17 protein-coding genes are annotated in these 21,697 nt (G+C 72.9%); 12 read left to right on the plus strand and 5 right to left on the minus strand.

Annotation, left to right across the window (positions count from 1 at the left end):
* Window positions 1–37: 37 nt before the first annotated feature.
* Window positions 38–727, minus strand: coding sequence for a TrkA family potassium uptake protein (locus ACGFIW_RS03080; protein ID WP_357558898.1), 690 nt, complete (start codon window positions 725–727; stop codon window positions 38–40).
* Window positions 728–730: 3 nt separating this feature from the next.
* The gene (locus tag ACGFIW_RS03085; RefSeq protein WP_393310654.1) at window positions 731–1,396 is read right to left on the minus strand and encodes a potassium channel family protein; all 666 of its coding nucleotides are present in this window, start codon (window positions 1,394–1,396) and stop codon (window positions 731–733) included.
* 163 nt (window positions 1,397–1,559) lie between these two features.
* On the opposite strand from ACGFIW_RS03085, the gene ACGFIW_RS03090 reads away from it, so the two are divergent.
* The 3 genes from ACGFIW_RS03090 (at window position 1,560) to dxs (ending at window position 7,024) form a co-directional block, all read left to right on the plus strand.
* A complete protein-coding gene (locus ACGFIW_RS03090; RefSeq protein WP_393310655.1) occupies window positions 1,560–3,626 on the plus strand; it encodes an APC family permease in 2,067 nt (688 codons plus the stop codon).
* 91 nt (window positions 3,627–3,717) lie between these two features.
* Entirely contained in the window at window positions 3,718–4,941 is a 1,224-nt protein-coding gene (locus ACGFIW_RS03095) for a class I SAM-dependent RNA methyltransferase (RefSeq protein ID WP_393310656.1), read from the plus strand.
* 136 nt (window positions 4,942–5,077) lie between these two features.
* Complete coding sequence (gene dxs / locus ACGFIW_RS03100; RefSeq protein ID WP_393310657.1) at window positions 5,078–7,024, plus strand: 1-deoxy-D-xylulose-5-phosphate synthase; 1,947 nt, start codon at window positions 5,078–5,080, stop codon at window positions 7,022–7,024.
* A 233-nt stretch (window positions 7,025–7,257) separates the two neighbouring features.
* On the opposite strand, the gene ACGFIW_RS03105 is transcribed toward dxs, so the two are convergent.
* Window positions 7,258–8,451, minus strand: coding sequence for a hypothetical protein (locus tag ACGFIW_RS03105; protein WP_393310658.1), 1,194 nt, complete (start codon window positions 8,449–8,451; stop codon window positions 7,258–7,260).
* A gap of 155 nt (window positions 8,452–8,606) precedes the next feature.
* Here ACGFIW_RS03105 and ACGFIW_RS03110 point away from each other — a divergent pair, with 155 nt between their 5' ends.
* Together ACGFIW_RS03110 and ACGFIW_RS03115 are read left to right on the plus strand one after the other, a co-directional pair.
* A complete protein-coding gene (locus tag ACGFIW_RS03110; RefSeq protein ID WP_393310659.1) occupies window positions 8,607–10,709 on the plus strand; it encodes a hypothetical protein in 2,103 nt (700 codons plus the stop codon).
* A complete protein-coding gene (locus tag ACGFIW_RS03115; protein WP_393310660.1) occupies window positions 10,709–12,502 on the plus strand; it encodes a hypothetical protein in 1,794 nt (597 codons plus the stop codon). The genes ACGFIW_RS03110 and ACGFIW_RS03115 overlap by 1 nt, the downstream gene beginning before the upstream one ends.
* Here the strand turns inward: ACGFIW_RS03115 and ACGFIW_RS03120 are convergent, their stop codons facing one another.
* Entirely contained in the window at window positions 12,503–14,404 is a 1,902-nt protein-coding gene (locus tag ACGFIW_RS03120) for a hypothetical protein (RefSeq protein WP_393310661.1), read from the minus strand.
* A 133-nt stretch (window positions 14,405–14,537) separates the two neighbouring features.
* On the opposite strand from ACGFIW_RS03120, the gene ACGFIW_RS03125 reads away from it, so the two are divergent.
* The 7 genes from ACGFIW_RS03125 to ACGFIW_RS03155 all read left to right on the plus strand — a co-directional run bounded on the left by ACGFIW_RS03125 (window position 14,538) and on the right by ACGFIW_RS03155 (window position 20,709).
* Window positions 14,538–14,783, plus strand: coding sequence for a hypothetical protein (locus tag ACGFIW_RS03125; protein ID WP_393310662.1), 246 nt, complete (start codon window positions 14,538–14,540; stop codon window positions 14,781–14,783).
* A gap of 24 nt (window positions 14,784–14,807) precedes the next feature.
* On the plus strand, window positions 14,808–15,626 hold the full coding sequence (locus tag ACGFIW_RS03130; RefSeq protein ID WP_393310663.1) for a PQQ-binding-like beta-propeller repeat protein: 819 nt from the start codon (window positions 14,808–14,810) through the stop codon (window positions 15,624–15,626).
* A complete protein-coding gene (locus ACGFIW_RS03135) occupies window positions 15,623–16,927 on the plus strand; it encodes a PQQ-binding-like beta-propeller repeat protein (RefSeq protein WP_393310664.1) in 1,305 nt (434 codons plus the stop codon). Before ACGFIW_RS03130 ends, ACGFIW_RS03135 begins: the two co-directional genes overlap by 4 nt.
* Window positions 16,924–18,213 (plus strand): PQQ-binding-like beta-propeller repeat protein, encoded by a 1,290-nt coding sequence (locus ACGFIW_RS03140; RefSeq protein WP_393310665.1) that lies wholly within the window; start codon window positions 16,924–16,926, stop codon window positions 18,211–18,213. The genes ACGFIW_RS03135 and ACGFIW_RS03140 overlap by 4 nt, the downstream gene beginning before the upstream one ends.
* 85 nt (window positions 18,214–18,298) lie before the next feature.
* On the plus strand, window positions 18,299–18,967 hold the full coding sequence (locus ACGFIW_RS03145; protein ID WP_393310666.1) for a response regulator transcription factor: 669 nt from the start codon (window positions 18,299–18,301) through the stop codon (window positions 18,965–18,967).
* The gene (locus tag ACGFIW_RS03150) at window positions 18,964–20,139 is read left to right on the plus strand and encodes a sensor histidine kinase (RefSeq protein ID WP_393310667.1); all 1,176 of its coding nucleotides are present in this window, start codon (window positions 18,964–18,966) and stop codon (window positions 20,137–20,139) included. Before ACGFIW_RS03145 ends, ACGFIW_RS03150 begins: the two co-directional genes overlap by 4 nt.
* A 159-nt stretch (window positions 20,140–20,298) precedes the next feature.
* On the plus strand, window positions 20,299–20,709 hold the full coding sequence (locus ACGFIW_RS03155; RefSeq protein WP_393310668.1) for a VOC family protein: 411 nt from the start codon (window positions 20,299–20,301) through the stop codon (window positions 20,707–20,709).
* Window positions 20,710–20,773: 64 nt separating this feature from the next.
* Here the strand turns inward: ACGFIW_RS03155 and ACGFIW_RS03160 are convergent, their stop codons facing one another.
* Complete coding sequence (locus tag ACGFIW_RS03160; RefSeq protein ID WP_393310669.1) at window positions 20,774–21,553, minus strand: hypothetical protein; 780 nt, start codon at window positions 21,551–21,553, stop codon at window positions 20,774–20,776.
* Window positions 21,554–21,697: the final 144 nt, after the last annotated feature.

Below are 21,697 nucleotides of genomic sequence, written 5' to 3' on the forward strand. Positions count from 1 at the left end.
GGCCCGGCGAACCCGGGCCGCCCCCACTCGCGCCCGCTCAGCGCGAGCCGCGGGTCCGTTCGACGCTGTCCGGCCCGAGGATCACCGCACGGACCTGGTCCTCCACCTCGGCGGTGCAGACGAAGACCAACTCGTCGCCGGCCTCGATCGGGTCGTCCGGGCTGGGCACCAGGACCCGCTTGCCGCGCAGGATCGCCACCAGCGCGGAGTCGCGGGGCAGCGGCACGGCGTGGATCGGCTGCCCGACGTAGGGCGCGGTCGGTGGCAGGGTGATCTCGACCAGGTTCGCCTCGCCCTGCCGGAAGGTCATCAGCCGGACCAGGTCGCCGACGGTGACCGCCTCCTCGACCAGCGCGGCCATCACCCGCGGCTTGCTCACCGCGACGTCCACGCCCCACTGCTCGGTGAACAGCCACTCGTTCTCGGCGCGGTTGACCCGGGCGACCACGCGGGGCACCGCGAACTCGGTCTTGGCCAGCAGCGACAGCACCAGGTTGGTCTTGTCGTCACCGGTCGCCGCGACCACCACGTCGCAGCCGGCGACGTTGGCCTCCTCCAGGCTGGTCAGCTCGCACGCGTCGGCCAGCACCCACTCGGCGGCCGGCACCCGGTCCGGGCGCAGCATCTTGGGCTGACGCTCGATGAGCATCACCTGGTGGCCGTTGTCGATCAACTCCTGGGCGATCGAGCGGCCCACGTTGCCCGCGCCCGCGATGGCGACCCGCATGGCTCAGTGCCCCCCTTCCGGCGGCGCCGCCGCCACCGACGTGACAGTCGCCACGATGTCATCGCTGACCAGCATGAACACCTGGTCACCCTCCTGCACGACGGTAGAGCTGGTGGCCAGCGTGCCGATGCCGAAGCGGATCAGGTAGGCCACCCGCGCCCCGGACGCGTCCTCCAGCGCTCGTAACGGTCGACCGATCCAGTCCTTGTGCACCGGCACCTCGACGATCGACACGGTGCTCGTGGGGTCGCGGAAGATCTCCACGTTGCCCTCCGGCACCAGATGCCGCAGCATCCGGTCGGCCGTCCAGCGCACGGTCGCCACGGTGGGGATGCCGAGGCGCTCGTAGACCTGCGCGCGGCGCTGGTCGTAGATGCGGGCGGCGACACGGGACACGCCGAACGTCTCGCGGGCCAACCGGGCCGAGATGATGTTGGAGTTGTCGCCGCTGGAGACCGCCGCGAAGGCATCCGCGCGCTCGATGCCGGCCTGGCGCAGCACCTCGCCGTCGAAGCCGGCCCCGGTCACCGTGATCCCGGCGAAGTCGGGGCCGAGCCGGCGGAAGGCGTCGGCGTCCTGGTCGATCACCGCCACCGAGTGCCCCCGGGATTCCAGGCTGTGGGCGAGGGTCGACCCGACCCGGCCACAACCCATGATCACGACGTGCACGCTGTCCCTCCCAAGGTGCGTACCACTCCGGCTGTCGTGGCCTGTCGAGTGCGAGCCTGCCACGTCCCGGTGGGGAGCGGGGACCGACCGTACCCCGTCGTGCCGGGCAGCCACGTTCGCCCACCCCCGTGCTCCCACGGTGCTGGTCGTACTCTTGGCGTTCGTGGCCAGTCCCACCTCGCTGCTGAAGCGGCTTCTCCTCGGTCGACCGTTCCGGTCCGACCGACTTCAGCACACCCTCCTGCCGAAGCGCATCGCGCTGCCCGTCTTCGCCTCCGACGCCCTGTCCAGCGTCGCGTACGCGCCCGACGAGATCCTGCTGACCCTCTCCATCGCCGGCACCTCGGCATACTTCTTCTCCCCGTGGATCGCCCTCGCCGTGGTCGTGGTGATGCTCACCGTGGTGGCCAGTTACCGGCAGAACGTGTACGCCTACCCCTCCGGTGGCGGCGACTACGAGGTGGCCACGGTCAACCTGGGTCCGAAGTTCGGGGTCGGGGTGGCCAGCGCGCTGCTCGTCGACTATGTGCTCACGGTGGCGGTGTCGGTCTCGTCCGGGGTGGCCAACCTCGGCTCGGTGGTGCCGTTCGTGGCCACCCACAAGGTCCTGATCGCGGTGATCGCGGTGGTCCTGCTGACCGCTGTCAACCTGCGCGGCCTGCGGGAGTCCGGCACCGCGTTCGCCATCCCCACCTACGGCTTCGTCATCGTCATGGGCGGGATGCTGCTCACCGGGTTGTTCCGGGTCTTCGTGCTGGGCGACGACCTCCGGGCGCCCAGCGCCGACCTGGTCATCCAGGCAGAGCACAGTGTGACCGGTTTCGCGTTGGTCTTCCTGCTGCTGCGGACGTTCAGCTCGGGCGCCGCCGCACTCACCGGTGTCGAGGCGATCTCCAACGGCGTGCCGGCGTTCAAGGCCCCGAAGAGCCGCAACGCCGCCACCACGCTGCTGCTGCTCGGCGCGATCGCGGTGAGCCTGCTGGTCGGGATCATCTGGCTGGCCCGGCTGACCCACCTGCAGTTCGTCGAGGACCCGGCGCTCCAGATCGTCGCCGGCCCGGACGGCTACGTGCAGAAGACGGTGACCACCCAGCTCGGCGAGACGGTCTTCGGCTCCGGCTCGATCCTGCTCTACGTGGTGGCCGGCATGACCGCCCTCATCCTCTTCCTGGCCGCGAACACCGCGTTCAACGGTTTCCCGGTGCTCGGCTCGATCCTCGCCCAGGACCGCTACCTGCCCCGCCAGTTCCACACCCGGGGCGACCGGCTGGCCTTCTCCAACGGCATCACCTTCCTGGCCCTGTTCGCGATCGTGCTGATCGTCGGCTTCCAGGCCGAGGTGACCCGGCTCATCCAGCTCTACATCGTCGGGGTCTTCGTCTCGTTCACGGTCTCCCAGGCCGGCATGATCCGGCACTGGAACCGGCGGCTGCGCACCGAGCGGGACGCGGAGGCGCGACGCCGGATGTACCGGTCCCGGGCCATCAACACGTTCGGCATGGGCCTGACCGGCACGGTGCTGGTGATCGTGCTGATCACCAAGTTCCTGCTCGGCGCCTGGATCGCGATCGCCGCCATGGCGGTGATCTACCTGCTGATGCTGGCCATCCGCCGGCACTACGACCGGGTGGCGGCCGAGCTGACCCCGCCGGACGAGGGCCGGGCCGTGCTGCCCGCCCGCAACCACGCGATCGTGCTGGTCAGCAAACTGCACCAGCCGACGCTGCGGGCCATCGCCTACGCCCGCGCCACCCGACCGGACACACTGACCGCCGTGACCGTCAACGTGGACGACCAGGACACCCGGGACCTCCAGGCCGACTGGGAGCGGCGGGAGATGGCCATCCCGCTCACAGTGATCGACTCGCCGTACCGGGAGATCACCCGGCCGATCCTGGACTTCGTCGCCTCCACCCGCCGTAAGTCACCCCGGGACGTGGTCACCGTCTTCATTCCGGAGTACGTGGTGGGTCGCTGGTGGGAGAACCTGCTGCACAACCAGAGCGCCCTGCGCCTCAAGGGCCGGCTGCTCTTCGAACCGGGGGTGATGGTGGTCAGCGTGCCGTGGCAGCTCGCGTCGACGGCGAGCAAGAACCTGGACCGGCTGGACGCGACGCTGTCCCGGACCCCGGCACGTGGGCCGCGGGGCACGCTGCCGCCGGTCGCCTCCACGCCGGCCCCGGAGAGCCGCCCGAGCGACGGCGGCCCGGTCGGGAACAGCCGTGACTGAGCGCGGCGGGCACCAGCCCGCGACCCCCGCGCTGTCTGCGTCGCCCTCGTCGTCTCTGCCCTCGTCGTCTGTGCTGTCGCCCTCGTCGTCCGTGCCTGAGCGGGGTCTGGCCGAGGCGGAACAGGTCGAGCTGACCGTCGACGCGGTCGCCCCCGGCGGGCACTGCGTGGCACGGGTGGACGGGCAGGTCGTCTTCGTCCGGCACGCGCTGCCCGGCGAACGGGTCATCGCCGAGGTCACCGAGGTGCACCGGGGGTTCGTCCGGGCCGACGCGGTGACCGTGCTGGACGCCTCCCCGGACCGGGTCGAGCCACCCTGCCCGTACGCGAAGCCGGGCGCCTGCGGGGGCTGCGACCTCCAGCACGTCGCCCCGGCCGCGCAACTGGCCTGGAAGACCGCCGTGATCCGCGAACAGCTCGTCCGCCTGGGCGGGTTGACCGACGTCGAGCTGGACCGGCTCGGCGTCCGGGTCGAGGCGCTGCCCGGCGGTCTGCTGGGCTGGCGGTCCCGGGTCCGCTACGCCGTGGACGCCGCCGACCGGGCCGGCCTGCTCAAGCACCGTTCGCACGAGGTGGTGCCGATCGACCGCTGCCGGATCGCCCACCCGGCCATCCAACACTTGCCGGTGCTCACCGAGCGCTGGCCGGCCGCCGAGGCGGTGGAGACCGTCGCCAGCACCGGCGGGGACGTGACAGCCACCGAGGTCCGTGACGGGGTGCCCACCCCGGTCCGCGGCCCGGCCGAGGTGCGCGAGGTGGCCGCCGGACGCGACTGGACGCTGCCCGCGTCCGCGTTCTGGCAGGTGCACCCCGCCGCGGCGGACACCCTCGCCACGGCGGTGCTGGAGCTGCTGGACCCGCAGCCGGGGGAGATCGCCTGGGACCTCTACGGCGGTGCCGGGCTGTTCGCCGCGGCCCTCGCCGGCCGGGTCGGCGACGCCCGGATCACCCTCGTCGAGTCGAGCCGGGACGGGGTGGACGCGGCCCGGGCCAACCTGGCCGACCTGCCCCAGATCGAGGTGGTCGCCGCCCGGGTGGAGACCGCGCTGACCCGCCGACGGATCACCGGCCCGGTTGACGTGGTGGTGCTCGACCCGCCGCGCTCCGGCGCGGGCGCCCAGGTCGTGCGGGACATCGTCGCCGCCGGCCCGCGAGCGGTCGCGTACGTGGCATGTGACCCGGCGGCCTTCGCCCGGGACGTGCGCACCTTCACCGAGCTGGGTTGGCGGCTGGCGGCGCTGCGGGGCTTCGACCTGTTCCCCATGACGCAGCACGTCGAGCAGGTCGGGCTGCTGCTGCCCCCGGTCGGGCGTTGACCGGAGGTCCGCGTACCCCGGCAGCCCACCGCGGCGGCTGCCGGGCCGGTTCTGACCAGGCGCTCAGCCGACCCGCGCGGCCCGGGGCTCGCGGCCCGGGCTGCGGAGTGTCGGGCGGCCGATAGACTCTCCGGTCATGAGCGTTGAAGAGGACACGGCCAACCACGGCCGGCTGCTGGGCACGGTCCGCGGTCCGCAGGACGTCAAGCGGATGTCCGGTGAGGAACTGGACGTCCTCGCCGCCGAGATCCGGGACTTCCTGATCGCCAAGGTCTCCCGCACCGGTGGGCACGTCGGGCCCAACCTCGGTGTGGTCGAGCTGACGCTGGCCATGCATCGCGTCTTCGACTCCCCTCGCGACCGGCTCCTGTTCGACACCGGTCACCAGGCGTACGTGCACAAGATCCTCACCGGGCGCCAGGCCGGCTTCGACAAGCTGCGCCAGCGCGGTGGCCTCTCCGGCTATCCCAGCCAGGCGGAGAGCGAGCACGACCTCATCGAGAACTCGCACGCCTCGACCGCGTTGTCCTACGCCGACGGCCTCGCCAAGGCGTACGCCCTGCGGGGTGAGCAGCGCAGCGTCGTGGCAGTGGTCGGCGACGGCGCGCTCACCGGCGGCATGTGCTGGGAGGCGCTGAACAACATCGCCACCGCTGGCAACTCGCTGGTCATCGTGGTCAACGACAACGGCCGGTCGTACTCGCCCACCATCGGCGGCCTGGCCGACCACCTCTCCTCGCTGCGGCTCAACCCCGGCTACGAGAAGGTCCTCGACACGGTCAAGGACGCCCTCGGCTCCACCCCGCTCGTCGGCCGACCGATGTACGAGGTGCTGCACGCGGTCAAGAAGGGCATCAAGGACGCGGTCGCCCCGCAGGCCATGTTCGAGGACCTCGGCATCAAGTACGTGGGCCCGGTCGACGGGCACGACGTGGCGGCCGTCGAGTCGGCGCTGCGCGCGGCGAAGAACTTCGGCGGTCCGGTGATCGTGCACGCGGTCACCCGCAAGGGGTACGGTTACCGCCCCGCCGAGGAGGACGAGGCGGACTGCCTGCACGGCCCTGGCGGCGCCTTCGACGTGGAGACCGGCGCCCTGCTTGCCGCCCCGGCGGTGAAGTGGACCCACGTCTTCGCCGACGAGCTGCTGGCCGTCGCCGACGAGCGCCCGGACGTCGTGGGCATCACCGCCGCGATGGCCGAGCCGACCGGCATCGCCAAGCTGGCCCGCAAATACCCCGAGCGGGTGTACGACGTGGGCATCGCCGAGCAGCACGCCGCCACCTCGGCGGCCGGGCTGGCGCTCGGCGGCCTGCACCCGGTGGTCGCCGTCTACGCCACCTTCCTCAACCGCGCCTTCGACCAGGTCCTGCTGGACGTGGCGATGCACAGGCTGCCGGTGACCTTCGTGCTGGACCGGGCGGGCATCACCGGCCCGGACGGCCCCAGCCACTACGGCATCTGGGACATGTCCGTCTTCGGCGTGGTGCCCGGGCTGCGCATCGCCGCTCCTCGCGACGCCGCCACCCTGCGCGAGGAGTTGCGCGAGGCGGTCGCCGTCGACGACGGCCCGACCGTGGTGCGCTTCCCGACCGGCGCGGTCGCCGCGGACCTGCCGGCCCTACGCCGGGTGGGCCCGGTCGACGTGCTTGCCGAGTCGGCACGCACCGACGTGCTGCTCGTCGCCGTCGGCTCCTTCGGCCAGTTGGGCATGGAGGTCGCCGCCCGGGTCGCCGAGCAGGGCTACGGGGTCACCGTCGTCGACCCCCGCTGGGTGCGCCCGGTTCCGGCGGAGCTGGTCGACCTGGCCGCCCGCCACCGGCTCGTGGTCAGTGTCGAGGACGGCGTCCGGGTCGGCGGGGTGGGCGACGCGCTCGGCCAGGCGATGCGGGACGCCGACGTCCGGGTGCCGCTCAAGGACCTCGGCGTACCGGCCGACTGGCACCCGCACGGCACCCGCGCGCAGATCCTCGCCGACCTGGGCCTGACCGCCCAGGACGTGGCCCGCAACGTGACCGGCTGGATCTCCGGCCTGGACGCCACCCCGGACCGCCTCACCCCCAGCGACGCGGCCGCGCAAAACTAACCACCCCGCGACACCCGCAGCGGGCGGCCCCTCCGGGAGCCGCCCGCTGCCTCGCGCTGTGCCGTGCTGCCCAGCCCTGCGCGGCCCTGTACCGAGCTGATCTTGCACTTTCGGTTGCCGTAATGAGCGACTTTGCGGGTATTTGTCGCGGCAGAAAGTGCAAGATCGGCGGGCGCGGGGCGCGGGGCGCGGGGCGCGGGGCGCGGGGCGCGGGGCGCGGGGCGCGGGGCGGGTTAGCGGGGTTTTACTGAGCGGTAGTGGGTTTTGTCGGAGTTGGCCAGGCTGTAGGTCTGGGAGCGGGTCGGGCTGGGGATCACCGCCAGGCCGGGGCGCTCGACCAGCAGCGGGGTGCCCGGTGGAACGGACAGGGAGCTGTCCCGGGTGGGCCGCCAACTGAGCACCACCAGCGGTTGGCCGGGTACGGGCAGTTGGTACGCCTGCAACGGGGTCGCTCGGTCGGCTGGCGAGACAACTGGCGTGCCGCCGTCGGCCGGTCGGTAGACCACCGCGGTCATCGCGCCGGCGTCGGTGTCCCAGCTGAGCTGCTGTAGCTCCGCCGCCGCACCTCCGCCGAGGGCGACCTCGCCGAGCGAGCGCACCGTGAGCTTCGCCATCGGCCAGGACGTCGGCACCGAGCGCGGCGCGTCCCGGTCGCCGATCCGCCGGGGAATGCTGCCGAACGGGCCCCGGTCACCGGCCAGCACGCAGGTGTCCAGGCCGGTCAGTGCCCGTCGTCCCGTGCCGGACTCGTCGCGGATCAGGGGATAGCGCGGGTCGACGGTGCCGGTGCCCAGGTCCAGTAGCCGGTCGGCGGCCCGCCCGCGGGGCAACGACTCGGTGGCTCGGAGGGTCGCGGTCACTCCGACGGCCGTGCAGGACGGTACGTCGACCGGCGCGCTGAGGCCGTCCGCGACGGGCAGTGTCCGATCCTGTGGCCCGACCAGGGTCTGCACCCGGGCGGAGACCAGGTAGCGCCGGCCACCGGTGGTCTGGATCGGCAGTACGTCGGAGTAGACGAGGTAGCCCGGGTCGGTGTATTCGGTGGCGCGGGTCACCGCGTACCGGTCGCCGTCGCGGGTGAGTTGCAACAGCCAGGAGGCGCTCTCGCCGGGCACATCGGCGGCCACGATCGCCACCGGGGCGCCGTCGACCCGGCCGGAGAAGAGAATGCCGGACGAGGGCAGGTGCGCACGGTCATCGGCCGGTGACCGCCAGTCGCGGACGGCGTCGGTGACCGCCGCCGTCGCCGTGGTGTCCCGGGAGAGGTCGCCGCGCGGCGGCCACACGGCCAGCGTGCCGTCCAGGCTGTCGTACCCGACCCGCAGGGTCGCTGGCTTCCGATCGGCTATCGGACCGCACGCCGTGGTGGCCAGCAGTGCGCTCAGCAGGACGGGAACCGCCCTGCCGTACCGACGGCCTGGAGTCACCTGGCCCGCCCCCGATCGCCTCGCCGTCGCTGTCGGAAAGCGCCATAGTACGAGATGTCCGATGCGGGACCTCCGGTGGCCGTCGCCGGAGCGGCCACAGTGGACATCACCGGGGCTGTAGTGGGTTTTCCTAGCTCCGGTAGACTCCGCCTACTGTGACGCCTGCCGAGTCCCGCGCCCTGCCCGCGCCGCGCCCGGAGTCGGCAGCCGGCTCCGACGAGATGGTGAGCTATCGCACTCCGGTCGGTCTCTTCGTTGGCCCCGCCGCGCTGACCAGCACCTCCACCGCGTCGACCCAGGCCCAGCGCGCCACCGGCCCCACGCTCGCCACCCCCGCCGAGGCCGCTGCGCCGGCTCCCGCCGCAAGCGCTGCGCCGGCTCCCGCCGAGAGCGCCGTGCCGGCTCCCGCCGCTCCCGCTCCCGCTCCGGCCGAGGCCGCCGCTCCCGCTCCGGCGGAGGCCGCCGCTCCCGCTCCGGCCGAGGACGCGGCAGCCGTACCGGCGCGGGCCTGGTGGCGTCGGTGGACCCGGCGGCGGCAGCACCTGGCGGTGGGCGGCCTGTTCCTGCTCGCCGCGGTGTGGGTGACCAGCCGGATCTGGCTGGACCCGTCCGGCCGGGTGGCTTCGCTCTACACCGGTGATCCGGCCCAGGTGCAGTTCTTCCTCGCCCACTCGGTACGCGTGGTGCTGCACGGCGAGTATCCGTTCTATACCGAGCAGTTCAACTATCCCGACGGCGTCAACCTGATGGCCAACACGGCGGTGCTGGCGTTGGGCATTCCGATGGTCCCGGTGACGCTGCTGTTCGGGCCGGCGGTCTCCTTCGTGGTGCTGGTGACGCTCGGCCTCGCCGGCACCGCCATGGGTTGGTACCTGATGCTCTCCCGCCACGTGGTGCGGGTCCCGCTCGCGGCGGCGGTCGGCGGCTGGTTCTGCGGGTTCTCGCCCGCGATGCTCTCGCACGCCAGTTGGCATCCGAACATCATCAGCCAGTTCCTGCTGCCGTTCATCGTCTGGCGGGTGCTGGTGCTGACCCGTTCCCGGAAGCCGGTCCGCGACGGCGCGCTGCTCGCCCTGCTGGTCGCCGTGCAGGCGTTCATCAACGAGGAGATCCTGCTCTTCACGGCGCTGGCGTGCGGCGTCTTCCTGCTGGCGGTGCTCGTGCAGGAGCCGGCCCGCTGGCGGGCGGCGTGGCGGCCCCTGGGCGCCGGTGTGGTGACCTGCGCGCTGCTTGCCGGGGCGCTGCTGGCGTACCCCCTGTACGTGCAGTTCGCCGGGCCGATGGCCTACCACGGTCTCAGCGACGCGGTGAAGGACTACGGCAACGACATCGCCGCCTTCTTCGCCCCGGGGTCGCCCACCCTCGGCGGCAACCAGCGCGCCAACATCAATCTGGCACCGAACTACTCCGAGGAGAACGCCTTCTTCGGCTGGAGCCTGTCCATGATCGCCATCGGCATCGTGGTCTGGCTGCGCCGGGAGTTGATCGTTCGGGCGCTCGCGGCGACGGGCCTGCTCTTCGCCGTGCTGTCGCTCGGCGAGCGGGTCTCCTGGTGGGACCGGGACGTGGTCACCGGGCCGTGGCAGTGGCTGGTCCACCTGCCGCTGCTGGACGCGGTGGTGCCGACCCGGTTCGGTCTGATCACCAGTGTGGTGATCGGTCTGCTGCTCGCGCTCGCCGTCGAGCGGGCCTGGGCGTTGCGTCCGGTCGACAGGCGTACCGTGCGGACGCTCACCGCCGCCGGTCTGGCGTTCGCGCTGCTGCCGATCGCCCCGATGCCGCTGCGGATGGTGTCTCGGCCGCCGGTGCCGGACTTCATCACCGCGGACCGGTGGCGGGCGTACGTCGGACCGGACCAGACACTGGTGCCGATCCCGGTGCCCAGCATGGGCAACACGCACGGCATGCGCTGGGCGGCGGCCACCAACCTCGACTTCAAGATCCCCGGCGGCTACTTCCTCGCACCGCGAAACGGCAACACCGGTGACGCGGGCCGGTTCGGCGGCCGGCCCAGCGGCGTGGGCCAGATGCTGGAGGAGGTGGCGACCACCGGTCGTACGCCGAAGCTGGACGATCGGCAGCGTCGCCGCTTCACCGACGAGCTGCGGCACTGGCGGGCGGCGATCCTGGTGCTGCCGGTGCGGCAACAGAACGCCGAGCCGTTGCGGCGGACGGTCGAGGAGCTGGTCGGCCCGGGCCGCCAGGAGTTGGACGTCTGGGTCTGGGACGTCCGGACGCTCACCGACCGTTCGGTGTGATGACCACCGGGACGACGTCGGAGACCACGTCGCCCCCGGCGGCCAGCACGTCCCGGTCGGCACGGCTGCGCGACGTGCTGGTGGTGGCCGGCTATCTGGGCCTGGCGGTGGTGCTGACAAGCGCCCAGTGGGGTCATCCGTGGCGGCTGTTCCACCAGGCGGGTGACCAGATCCTCTTCGAGTGGATGTTGGCCCACGCGGCGCATGCCGTCGTCGCGGCGGAGAACCCGCTCCACAGCGCCGGGTTGAACGCGCCGGACGGGGTCAACCTGATGGCGAACACCTCGGTGCTCGGCCTGGGAGTACCGCTGACCCCGGTCACCCTGCTCTTCGGGTCGCAGGTGGCGTTCTGCGTGGCGGTCGTCTGCTGCCTGGCCGGCACCGCCGCCGCCTGGTACGCGCTCCTGCGCCGCCGGCTGGTCACCAGCCGGGCCGCGGCCGCGGTCGGCGGGCTGGTCTGCGGCTTCGCCCCGGGCATGATCGCCCAGGCGAGCGCCCACCTGCACATCGCCGCACAGTTCCTGGTGCCCGCCATCCTCGCCCTGGTGTTCCGGCCCCTCTCCGACAAGGCGCGCCACGGTGTGTGGCGGCCCGGTGTGGGCCTCGGGCTGCTGCTCGTCTGGCAGGTCTTCGTCGGTGAGGAGGTGCTGGTCTTCCTGGCGCTCGCGGCCGGTGTGTTCGCGCTGGGCTACGCGCTCGCCGACACCGAGGCCGCCCGACGGCTCGCACCGGCCCTCTTCGGCCGGCTCGCGGTGGCGGCCGGGGTGGCGGCGGTGCTGTTGGCGTACCCGCTGTGGTTCCAGTTCCACGGCCCGCAGCACTACTCGGGAATGGCGTTCGACACGCACGGCTTCCAGTTGGACGCCGCGTCGTTCACCGCGTCGGCCCGGCAGACCGTCCTCGGCGACGACTGGTTGCCGGGGTTGCTGTCGCCGAACCCGACCGAGGAGAACTCGTTCTTCGGCCCGGGGTTGTTGGTGCTCGCCGTGGTGATCGTGATCTGGCAGTGGCGCCGGCCACTGGTCCGGGCACTGGGCGGCTGTGGCCTGCTCTTCGCCCTGCTGTCGCTCGGCACCGAGGTGCGGGTGGACGGCACGGCGACCGGCATCCCGGGGCCGTACCGGCTGGTCGCCGGGCTGCCGCTGTTGGACCTCGCCGTGCCGGCCCGGTTCGCGCTGATCTGCGTACCGGTGCTGGGTGTGTTGGTGGCGCTCTCCCTGGACCGGGTCCGCGGCGCGCGCGGGCCGGCGGCGGCGTCGGGCCTGCCGGTGCGGTTGCTGTGGGCCGGCGCGGTCGCCGCCGCGTTGCTGCCTCTGGTCCCGACGCCGATCCGGGTGGTGCCGGTCGCGCCGGTGCCGGCGTTCGTCGCCGACGGCGGCTGGCGTCCGCTGGTGCCGCCCGGCCGGACCGTGGTCGGGGTGCCCCCGGTCACCGGTGCCGGACGCAGCGCGGTGATGCTCTGGTCGGCGCGTACCGGTCTGGCGTTCCCCGCGCCCGGTGGTTACTTCATCGGTCCGAGCGGCCCGGACGACCCGGCGGCCCGCTGGGGTGCACCGGACCGGCCCACGTCGGTGCTGTTACGTCGGGTGGCCGAGTCCGGCACCGTGCCGGTGCTCGGCGACGCCGACCGCGACCAGGCCGTCGAGGACCTGCGGCACTGGCGTGCCGCGCTTGTCGTGCTCGGCCGGCTGGACCATGGTGACCCGGTCCGCCGGACCGTCGACGATCTGCTCGGCCCGGGTCGACCGGTCGACGGTGGGTGGGTGTGGGACGTCCGGGACCGCGTCGGTTAGTCAGCCCACCAGGGCGCGGACGTCCCACACCCAGACGTCGTCGACCCGCTGCGGCGGCCCGATCAGGCCGGTGACCAGCTCACGCAGCACCGCCTCGCGGGGGTGCGCCCCGAGCACCACCACCGACGCCCGCCAGAACCGCAGATCCTCGACGGCCTGGCGGCGGTTCTCCTCGGTGAGCACCGGTACCGCGTTCTTGTCCATGGTGGAGTAGACGAGGGTGCTGGTGGGCCGGTTCGGCGCGCCGAAGACACCCTCGCCCAGCTCGTTCGGCCCGATGAAGTAGCCGCCCGGGACGGGGAACTCCTGCCCGGTCAGCGCACTCCAGCGCAGCGTCGGCAGGCCGTGCACGTTGCTCGGGATCGGCACCGGCACCAGGGTCCGGCCCGCCGGCACGTACGGCCGCCAGCCGCCCGCCGTGATGAAGTGCGGCGGCGGGTCGATCTGCTGGGCGGGCAGCGGTCGCGGCAGCAGTGGCAGCACGGCGAGGGTGACCGCCGCGTACCCCACCGGGCGCAGCCACCGACGGCGCGCCGCGACCGGCGCGGGTGCGGCCGGGTCGCCGGACGTGGCCGGGGTCGGCTCGTCGACGCGCTGGGCCGGCACCCGCACCGGGTCGGCCACCGCGCGCCCCTGGCGGTGCGCGGCGTCCCAGGTCAACGCCAGCAGTACGCCCACCGCGGCGGCGACCACGAGCGTCAGGCGGGTCGGCATCATCATCTCGACGAGCGGCAGGTCGTCCGGCACGTACGACCACGGGCCACGCACGGTGGTCTCCACACCGTCGAAGCGCACCATCGGCCCGATCGCGGCCACGGTGAACACCACGATCAGCACCGCGACGATCCGCGTGACGAGCGACCGGCGCACGAGCAGCACCAGGGACACCAGCGACAGCAGCACCAGCGGCCAGCCGAACCAGGTGTTCTGCTCGGTCAGCCCGATCGTCTGCTCCACCGCCGGGTCACCGGCCCAGGTGTCCCGGGCGAAGGTGACGAAGGCCATCAGGTCCTCGCCCCAGTTGTGGAAGACGCCACCCTGCAACCCCCGGTAGGACTGCGGGCCGTTGAACTGGAACCAGATCGGGTACGCCGCGAGCACCAGGGCCAGCCCGCCGGCGACCCCCAGCCCGGCCGCGGACGTGCCGGCGGCGGCCCGGGCGGCGCGCGGCCGCTGCACGGCGTACGCCAGCACGACGACCAGGCAGGCCAGCGCCGTGAGCAGCAGCATCTCCTCGTTGATGAAGATCTGGTACGTCACCAGCGCGCCGAGCACCAACCCGTTGCGCCGCCACCTGCCCGGCTCGGCGAGGCGCAGCACCCGCACCACGATCAGCGGCAACAGGAAGTTGGACACGAAGTTGGGCTGACCGTTGGCGTGGTGGATGATTCCCGGCGCGAAGCCGAGGAACGCGCCGCCGACGAAGGCCGCCGCCCGGGAACGCACCAGGTGGCGGGAGAGCATCCAGTAGCCGGTGCCGGCGGTGGCCGCCAGCGCCGCGCCCAGGTAGAGCGCGTACATCACCTGGGGGCCGAGCAGCATGGTCAGCGGGGCCAGCGGCAGGGTCACCCCGAGCAGCGAGGTGTTGGCCATCATGTTCACCCCGTCCGGGGCGTTCTGCCGGGCGGTGAAGAGCGGGTTCTCCAGGTGCCGCAGCGAGTACGCGCCGTGGGCGAACAACCACTCGAACCAACTGTGGTCGGTGGGCAGGTGCGAGGAGACCCGGCCGGTGACGTCACCCCAGTAGTTGAGGCAGACGAAGATGCCCAGCAGCACATAGGCTCCGAGAGCCAACAGGTCGGAGCGGGCCGGGCGGCGTCGGGGCCGCCGTGTCGGCTCGACCTCGGCCGGGTCGGCATCGGTTACGGGATTCAGCGAAGGGTCTACCACCGGCACAGCCACGACGCGCCATCGTACAGGCGCGGGTCCGTCGCTTTTGCCGGCCCGGTGCGCTCACGGTCGGTTTGCCGGACGTCACCCGACGGCCAGCACGGCGCGAGCACGGAGGGGCGGTCATTGTCGATCATCGAGCTGGGTGAGATCGGGGACGAGTCGACCGCCGGTCCGCCGGCCACCCGCCGCCAGCCGCCCGGTGCGCGGCACCGCCGTGCTGCTGCTCACCCTGGTGCTGCTGGCCGGCGCGACACCGCAGCCGCGACGGACGCTGACCGTGGTGCCGGCGTCGCGGGCGGACAAGCGGGGGCTGGTGCTCGCCACGAGTGTCGATGCCGAGGAAGGGGTGATCGAGACCACCGCCTTCGACGCCGAGACGGGCCAGTAGCTGTGGCGGCACGGGGGTGCCCCCGTGCCGATCGCCGACGGCGGGCTGCTGCTGACGGACGTCCGCCAGAACGGGAAGGACAGGATGAGCCGGATCGAGCCCGATACCGGCCGGGTGCTCTGGTCGGTGCCCCTGCTGTCGCCCTCCGGCCCCGGCTACCACGTGATCGACGGTCGGGTCGACAGGTTCGTGCTGGCGCAGCCCACCGGCGAGGTCCAGGTGCACGACGCCGACAGCGGTCGCCTGCTGCGCAGCGTGGACACGCTGCCCGGCGACCCAACGGCGTTCCAGCGGGTCCAGGTCGTCGACGACCTGCTGCTGCTCCTCACACCCGGGGATGTCCCGATGGTGGTGGCCTACGGGCTGGCCGGGCTGGAGCACCGGTGGACGGCCCAGGTGTCCCCGGTGTCCTTCGTGGTCGGTTGTGCCGACCTGCTCTGCGTGTCGGGGCAGGACGGGAGCCTCCAGGTCCTCGATCCGGCCACCGGCGCGGTGCGCTGGTCGGACCCGGGCCGGGAGCTGCTTGCCGACGTGCGCGGCGACCGGCTGCTGATGGCCGGCTCCGGCCGGCGGTACGCGGTGCGCGACGCGGCGACCGGGCGGACGCGCACCGAGCTGGGCGACTGGGACCTGCTGCCGGTGCTCCGGCTGAACGATCCGCTGGTCGGGCTGCGGCACGGCGACGACGGCCGACTGGTCGTCGCCGAACTGGACCTGGCGGCCGGCCGGGCGCGGATCCTCGACGTGCTGCCGGACATCGCGGGCGATTGCCAGGCGTCGCTACCGGTCCTGCTCTGCCAGCGTCTCGACGGCTCGACCGCGCTGTGGCGGTTGCGACAGTGACCGGCCCGGTGATCGACCTCGGTGAGCTGCGGCACGGTCCGGACCCGGACCCGGACCCGGACCCGCTGCCCCGTCCGCCCCGCGCGACCGGTCGGCCGGTGCGCTGCGCGCTGGTCCTGCTGCTCGTGCTGGCCACGCTCGTCTCCGCCGCCGTGCCGCCGCGCCGCCCGGCCGCGGTGACGCTGCCCGCGCAGCTCGCCGCCGAGACGCTGCTCACCGCCGACCTGTTCGTGGTGCTCGACCCCGACCCGGAGCAGCCGACGCGGCGGCGGATGAGCGCCTTCCGGTTGCCCGACGGCAGGTTGCTCTGGCAGAGCGCGGTGCCGGTGCGGGGCCGCAACTGGGGGATCATGGTGGCGGGCGGGACCCTGCTGGTCACTGTCCACGAGGCGCTGCCGCCTGAGGGGAGCATCCTGACCCTGGCGTTCGACCGGAAGACCGGGGCGTATCGCTGGCAGCAGCCGGGCCGCCCCGACCCGCTGGCCGACGGCAACGTGTTGCTGCAGTCCGGCGCCGACAAGGAGCCGGTCAGCCTGCGCGCGGTCGATGCCTGTTGCGGCACCGCGCGCTGGCAGCTGCCCGACGCCGCCGATTACGTCAGCCTCCGGCACCACGCAAGCGGAGTGGACCGGGTGATCCTGCACCGCAGGAACGGGTTCACCGAAGTGCACGACGCGATCACCGGCACGGAGCTGGCCCGGGCCGACCTGCGCCCACCCGACGGCGGGTCGTTCGAGACCGTACAGGTGGTGAACGACCTCCTGCTGGTCACCCGCCCGGTGCCGCCCACGGTCACCGCCTACGGGCTGGACCGGCTGGACCAGCGCTGGAGCACCGCCACCACCGAGCGGATCGACTTCGTCGACGACTGTGGTCCCGTCCTGTGTCCGCAGCGACACGGGGGCGGGCTGTGGGGCGTCGATCCCGCGACCGGCCAGGTGCGCTGGCGCAGCGACGGCTGGGCGTGGGTCTTCCCCTACGACGGACGGGTGGTGGCCATCCCGACGAGCAACGCGCGCGCCACGGCCCAGCAGTTCGTCGTGCTCGATCCGCTGACCGGCCGGAAGCTGGCCGACCTGGGCCGGTGGGAGCTGGCCCAGTTCGACCTCGAGGGCCCGCTTGTCGGTATGCGTCCGCACCCGGACGGCGGGATGGTCGTCGCGGACTTGGACGTCCGCGTCGGGGAGGCGCGCGTGCTGGACGTGCTCGCGGACGTCGCCGGAAACTGCCAGGCGGTCGTCGGCCTCCTGCTCTGCCAGTCGGTGGACGGCTCGTACCGGCTGTTCCGGATGCCGCGGTGACCGGCTCGATGATCGACCTTGGCGAGCTGCGGCACGGCCCGGAGCCGGACGCCGCGTCGTTGCCCCGCCCACCCCGCGCCCACGGCCGGCCGCTGCGCTGCGTGCTGGTCCTGCTGTTCCTGCTGGCCACAGTCGTCGCCGCCGCCCCGCCACCGCCGGGGAGGACAGTGGTGACGGTTCCCGCCCAGGCCGGCGCCGACATGCTCGTCGACGGCGACCTGGTCCTGGTGATCAACCCGGTCACCGTCCAGGCGCCGCAGTGGCGGCTCGCCGCCTTCCGGCTGTCCGACGGCGAGCCGGTCTGGGACGTGCCGCTGCCCGGGCAGGCCCGCTCCTGGGGAATTCTGCCGAAGGGCGGAATGCTGCTGGTCACCGGCTACGAGATCGGCGCGGACCCTCGGGTCAGCCTCACCGTGGCGCTGGACCGGGCCACCGGGGCGTACCGCTGGCAGCAGCCGGACAGCCCCGTCGAGCTGGCCGACGGCAACCTGCTGCTGCGGTCCAACGGCGAGGTGGAGCCGGTCCGCGTGCGGTCGGTCGATCCCTGCTGTGGCACGGTGCGCTGGCAGGTGACCGCACCCACCGTCGGGGTCGACGCGCAGATCGCCGACGAGAGGGCGGAGCGGCTGGTGTTCACCGACGTGAAGGGGCCGGTCGAGGTACGCGACACGCGGACCGGCGCGGTGCTGGCCCGCGCCGACCTGCGCCCGCCCGGCGGCAGGCCGTTCACGTACGTGCAGGCGGTGGACGGCCTGGTGCTGACCGTCGGTGGGGAACCGAAGACGATCACCGCCTACGGGCTGGACCGGCTGGACCGGCGGTGGAGCATCACGGCAGGTGAGGTCGACATCGTCCAGGACTGCGGCAGCGTCCTGTGTCTGCGTACCCGCTCCGCCGGGCTGTGGGCGGTCGACCCCGCGACCGGCGAGGTGCGCTGGCGCAGTGACCGCTGGTCGTGGGCCTGGCCGTCCGGTGGCCGGCTGCTGTCCAGCGTGATCAGCAGCGATCCGGCGGCGCAGTTCTTCGTCATCGACCCGCTGACCGGCCGGGAGCTGGCCGACCTGGGCCGGTGGAAGCTGTACCAGCTCGACACCCGTGGCCGGCTGTTCGGCGTCCGCCGGAATCCGGACGGCGGGGTGCTGGTCGGGGAGGTGGACGTCCGCGCCGGCCGGACGCGCATCGTGGACGTGCTGCCGGAGGCCACCGGGGAGTGCGAGGCGATCTCGGGCAACGTGCTGTGCGCCGGCATCGGCGGCTCGTACCGGATCTGGCGGTTGCGCGACTGACCACCGGTTCGCCCGGGCGGGCGGCGAGGGACGATGGTTGTCGGCTGGCACTAGGTTGTCGGTGGTCAGCAGCGAGGAGGCCGGAATGCGGGTACTGGTGGTGGAGGACGAGCGCAACCTCGCCGACGCGATCGCGCGCGGGTTGCGCAAGCGGGGGATGGCTGTCGACGTGGCGTACGACGGCGACGCCGGCCACGAGGCGGCGTTCGTCACCCGGTACGACGTGGTGGTGCTCGACCGCGACCTGCCCGGCGTGCACGGTGACCAGATCTGCGCGGACCTGGCCGCCTCCGGCGCACTGACCCGGGTGCTGATGCTCACCGCGAGCGGCACCGTGGCCGACCGGGTGGAGGGGTTGCAGATCGGCGCGGACGACTACCTGTCCAAACCGTTCGCGTTCGACGAGTTGGTCGCCCGGGTGCAGGCGCTGGGCCGGCGGGCCACCCCGGCCGCGCCGCCGGTGCTCGAACTGGCCGACCTGGTGCTCGACCCGGCCCGCCGGGTGGCCACCCGCGCCGGGGTGCCGGTCGACCTGACCAACAAGGAGTTCGGGGTGCTCAGCGAGCTGCTCAAGGCGCGCGGCGCGGTGGTTTCCAGTGAGGAGCTGCTGGAACGGGTCTGGGACGCGAACACCGACCCGTTCACCACCATCGTCCGGGTCACCGTGATGACGCTGCGCAGGAAGCTCGGTGACCCGCCGCTGATCGAGACCGTGGTGGGCGCGGGCTACCGCACGGCCGAGGTGGGCGCATGAGCCGCCGGGTGCGGCCCACCCTGCGGTTGCGGCTGACGCTGCTCAACGGCGTGCTGCTGGTCGGCGCGGGCGCGGTCCTGGTGCTGCTGGCCTGGCTGCTGGTCCGCGACGCGCTGCGCCCCACCGACGAGCTGCTGCCCGGCACTACGGTGCTGCTCTCCGACGGCGGGCGGATGGACGCGGCCGAGTGGCAGCGGCGACTCGTCGACGCCGCGTCCGGGGAGTTGCTGGCCAAGGGCCTGGTCGCGCTCCTGGCGATCAGTGTGGTCGGGGTGGCCGGCGCGTACGCGGTGGCGGGTCGGGCGCTGCGCCCACTGCACCAGGTCACCGCGACCGCGCAGCGCCTCGGCGAGGCCACCCTGGACCAGCGGATCGGCTACTCGGGCGCCGACGACGAGGTGGCCGAGCTGGCCAAGACGTTCGACGCCATGCTGGACCGGATCGCCTCCGCGTTCGAGGCGCAGAAGCGTTTCGTGGCGAACGCCTCGCACGAGCTGCGGACCCCGCTGGCCGTGATGCGTACCGAGATCGAGGTGACGCTCAGCGACGACGACGCGGATGCCGCGGAGTACCGCCGGATGGCGACAGTGGTCCGGGACGCGTCCGAGCGGGCCAACGGCCTGGTGGACGCGCTGCTGGTGTTGGCCCGCAGCGAGGCGCAGGCCGGGCGGCAGCTGGGCCGGCGCACCGAGTGTGACCTCTCGGCGGGCACCGCGAACGCGTTGTCGGCGATGCGCCGCGAGGTGGAGCGGATCGGCCTGCGGGTGCAGACGTCACTGGAGTCCGCGCCGGTCGTGGGCGACCCGGGGCTGCTGGACCGGCTGGCCGGCAACCTGATCGAGAACGCGGTTCGCTACAACCACCTGCACGGCCGGCTCTGGGTGCGTACCGGCACCGACGGTCACCGGTCCTGGCTGGTGGTCGGCAACACGGGGTTCGAGGTGGACCAGGCCGACGTGCCGGGGCTGTTCGAGCCGTTCCGGCGTGGCGGCCGGGAACGCACCGGCGCCCGCGGCTCCGGCCTCGGCCTGTCCATCGTCCGCGCGGTCTGCACGGCGCACGGCGGCACGGTACGGGTGATCGCGCAGCCCGGCGGTGGCCTGGAGGTCACTGTCACGCTGCCCTCGGCCGACGCCCCGGCGGTCAACGGCTCGGTGTCGACCGTCGGCTGAACCGGGTTGCGTGCCCGCTCGGCCGATGGCAAGATCGCGTGGTCAGCTCGAGAGGGAAGGGGGTGCGTCGATGTCCACCAACCACGACTCCGCGCCCCGGGTCTGCGAAGGCTGACTCCCCGAGGCGGAGCGTCCCATCCCATTTCGGAGGGAACATCCGTGAGTTCGACGATCCACAACATCAGCATCGACTGTTCCGACACGTACGCCCTGGCCGGTTTCTGGTCGCAGGTGTTCGACTGCCCCCGGCAGCCTGACGACTTCCCGGGTGACCCGGAGGCGATGCTCCTGCCCCCGGGCGGCCCGGAGGTGCTGTTCCTCGCCGTGCCCGAGGGCAGGACGGTGAAGAACCGGCTGCACCTCGACCTGCAACCCGCCGACCGGACCCGGGACGAGGAGGTCACGCGGCTGCTCGGTATCGGCGCGACGCTTGTCGACGACCGGACCCGAGCGGACGGCAGCGGCTGGGTGGTGCTGGCCGACCCGGAGGGCAACGAGTTCTGCGTCCTGCGCAGCGCGCCCGAGCGGGCGGCGACGTCGGCGCGGGCCGCGGCGGGCGACCCGGCCTGAGCACCGATACACGGCACGAGGCCCCGACCACCCGAAGGTGGCCGGGGCCTCGGTCACGTACCGGTCAGGAACGCTGTTCGATCTGACCGCGGATCGTGACGAACTCGGCCTTCGCCTCGTCGGCGGACTTGAAGTACATGACCACCGCGCCCACGCTGCCCCGGTCGGCCCAGATGCAGACGCCGAGCGGCACGCCATTTGTCGTGCCCGCGCCGCAGCGCGCCTTGCCACCGAGCGGACCCGCCTCGACCGCCGCCATGCCGGTCAGGCTCAGGTCGCCCTTCATGCCGGTCTCCGCGTCGTCCAGTTCCTTGTCCGGGTCGGCCCAGATCCCCGAGGCGGCGACCATCATGACGAGATCCTGCTTGGCCGGGTCGCCGTAGAAGCCACCGACGGCACTGGTCTCGTTCTGCGCGGTCGACTTCAGCTCAGTGACCATCGCCTCGGCGGCCGCCTGCAACTCCGGGGTGGTGTTCTTCGGCCGGCCGGCGAGGGTGGCCGGCGCAACCACCCGGGTGTTGGCGGCCTCGACGGCGTCGCCCACGTCGTCCTTGAGGGTGAACCAGGCGATCGCCGCGCCGCCCAGGCAGAGCACCAGCAGCGAGGCCAGCACGATCAGCACGATCTTGCCGACGTTCGACTTCTTCGCCGGCGGCGGACCGGCGAACTGGCCGGGAGCGCCGTACGGCTGACCCGGCTGCGCGGGCGGGAACCCCTGCTGCGGCGGCGGCGGCCAACCACCGGGCTGCTGCGGCTGGTCCGGCTGCTGCGGCTGGCCGGGCTGCTGCGGCGGGTTGGGGGAATCGTGCGGCGGGCCGTACGGGGTGGCCGGCGGCTGAGACATCAGTTAGCTCCAAGTCAGGGGTGCAAAGCGCGTGATCCTAACCCGCCCCGGCCACCGGTGCCGTCCCCGCGTGGCTCCCCTCCGCTGGCCGGCTGATCACAAACGGACGCGGTGGCCGGCCGTCCACGAGGGACGGTCCGACCA

The sequence above is a fragment of the Micromonospora sp. NPDC048935 genome, assembly GCF_043197875.1.
GTDB lineage: Bacteria > Actinomycetota > Actinomycetes > Mycobacteriales > Micromonosporaceae > Micromonospora.